At 62.1% G+C, this 2,247-nt stretch carries 2 protein-coding genes; one reads left to right on the top strand and one right to left on the bottom strand.

The window, feature by feature from the left end; genetic code table 11:
- Window positions 1–26 precede the first annotated feature (26 nt).
- A complete protein-coding gene (locus tag ABI_RS09605) occupies window positions 27–713 on the bottom strand; it encodes a TetR/AcrR family transcriptional regulator (RefSeq protein WP_006272737.1) in 687 nt (228 codons plus the stop codon).
- A 314-nt stretch (window positions 714–1,027) separates the two neighbouring features.
- Between ABI_RS09605 and ABI_RS09600 the strand changes: the two genes are divergently transcribed.
- Window positions 1,028–2,218, top strand: a complete 1,191-nt coding sequence (locus tag ABI_RS09600) for an efflux RND transporter periplasmic adaptor subunit (RefSeq protein ID WP_006272736.1) — start codon at window positions 1,028–1,030, stop codon at window positions 2,216–2,218.
- Window positions 2,219–2,247: the final 29 nt, after the last annotated feature.

The raw sequence follows: 2,247 nt of genomic DNA, 5'->3' as shown, positions 1-2,247 counted from the left end.
CCCAACGCCGTTGGTATAAGTTGGTTTCAGGCGAACAGATATGCCGTAGTATCGGCGATAATCTGGCGCAGTTCCTCGCGACTGGCGCCGGCACGGGCGCGCATCCCGATGTTCGCCGTCAAACCCACCATCATCTGGGACAACACCTTCGGGTCGGCTTCCGGGCGCAGATGACCATAGCGTTTGGCGCCGGCGAAGAATTCCTCGAAGCGCTGGTCGAAACCGGCAATCGCGTTCTGGACCATGTCCATGATCGATTCATGGCGCGGCGCTTCGTTCACCGCCGTGCTCATGAAGGCGCAGCCCAGGCAGCTTTCGGAATGGCCGGTATAGGTGTCGATCATGACATCGAAATAGCTTCGTACAATCGTTAGCAAGGTGCAGCCGTCGCCCTTGCAGGTCAGGACCGTATCCAGTTGTTCGTTGATGCGTTGGCGGTAGAGCTCGATCGACTTGATATAGAGCTGCTCCTTGTCGCCGAAGGCCGAGGCCAGGCTGGGGCGGCTGACTCCCGTGGCGGCGGCAATGTCGTCCAGCGACGTGGCGGCAAAGCCACGCTCCCAGAACAGCTCAAGCACCTTTTCGAGGACCGTGTCCGGATCGAAGGCACGCGGCCGGCCACGACCACGCTTGACCATGCCGCAGGCCTGGACATCCAGCCCTTCGCCGCCGCAGACCAGGCCGCCCTCTTCCAGAATTTTCAGATCGTCCATGGTACGCCTAACTCCTGAACGCACGCCCTGCTGACAGTTTCCGACCGCTCACCGTCTTATATAACATCACCTTAGCGCCGTTCCAGGTCCTTGGCCAGAGCCCGATCCTTTCCTGACAAGAAAGAGATTGTTGGGTTTTCGCGCCCGATTTTTGCCCAAGAAACTATCGTGTGCATATTTATTTGCGATTTCGCATAAAAATATGTTTACAAAATGACGCAGCGCACTATTTTATGCAGGTCCGCAGTTAAATGGGACTTCGCCGCGTTGCCGCAAGTCCCGCCCCCCTCCTTTCTCCCCAAAGGACATTCGTTATGTTCGATCCCGTCATCTCTTCGCTGTCACTTGACCGCTATCGCAAAATCCTCGTCGCCAGCGCCGCGGCGGCCGTTCTCATTACCGCTGCCGGTATCGGCACGGTCGCAGCCAACCGCGCCCAGGCACAAGACCCCGCCCCTGCCACCCCGGTTTCCGTTGCCGTCGTGAAGCTGCAGGAGGTCGCCCAGTGGGACGACTTCTCCGGCCGGCTGGAGGCCATCGACCGAGTCGAAATCCGCCCGCGCGTCGCCGGCGCTATCAAGGCCGTCCACTTCCGGGAAGGTACTCTGGTCAACAAGGGCGACCTGCTGGTCACCATCGACCCCGCACCCTATCAGGCCGACGTCGCCCGCGCCCAGGCCGATGTTGCCGCTGCCCAGGCGCGGCTGACCCTGGCTACATCGGAACAGGCCCGCGCCCAGCGACTGTGGGCCGACCACGCGATCGCCCAGTCGGACGTCGAAAGCCGCACCAACGATCTCAAGGCCGCCGAGGCTTCGGTGGCCGCTGCGCGGGCGCAACTGCAAAGCGCCAGTCTGAATTTGAGCTACACCCAGGTCCGCGCGCCGGTCTCGGGCCGGGTCGGCCGGATCGAGGTCACGGCCGGCAACCTGGTCGGCGCCGGACCGCAGTCGCCGGTTTTGACGACGCTGGTGTCGGTCTCACCGATCTATGCCAGTTTTGACGCCGATGAAGCGGTGATCAAACGCACCCTGGCCGATCTGAGCGGCCAGGCCCTGGACAAGGTGCCCGTCACGGTCGAGACCGACAATGGCGAGGCGCCGATCGAGGGCCATCTGCAGTTGATCGACAACCAGTTCGATGGCCGTAGCGGCACCTTGCGCGCCCGGGCCGTGTTCAGCAATGCTGATGGACGGTTGATCCCGGGCCAGTTCGTGCGGGTGCATCTGGGATCTGCCCAAACCAAGCCCGCATTATTGGTGTCCGAGTTGGCGCTGGGGACCGACCAGAACAAACGCTTCGTCTATGTTGTCGGCGCCGATCACAAGGTCGCCTATCGCGAAGTGGTTCTGGGCGGGGCGGTCAACGGCCAGCGCATCGTCACCTCAGGTTTGAAGGACGGTGAGCGCGTGATCGTCAGCGGCGTTCAGCACGTCGGCCCGGGTTCGGTGGTCGCCGAAAAGGTGGTTGCCATGACCCCGACTTTCGGTTTGCCGGACGCGTAAGGAAGATACCCTCTCCCGCCCTGGTCTGC

This window comes from Asticcacaulis biprosthecium C19, from assembly GCF_000204015.1.
In the GTDB taxonomy this organism is placed as follows: domain Bacteria; phylum Pseudomonadota; class Alphaproteobacteria; order Caulobacterales; family Caulobacteraceae; genus Asticcacaulis; species Asticcacaulis biprosthecius.
This window is presented reverse-complemented; position numbering and strand designations above follow the sequence as displayed.

Excerpts from the sequence above, each read along its gene's own strand:
- ABI_RS09605 (WP_006272737.1), bottom strand. The coding sequence starts at position 713 with ATGGACGATCTGAAAATTCTGGAAGAGGGCGGCCTGGTCTGCGGCGGC.
- ABI_RS09600 (WP_006272736.1), top strand. The coding sequence starts at position 1,028 with ATGTTCGATCCCGTCATCTCTTCGCTGTCACTTGACCGCTATCGCAAA.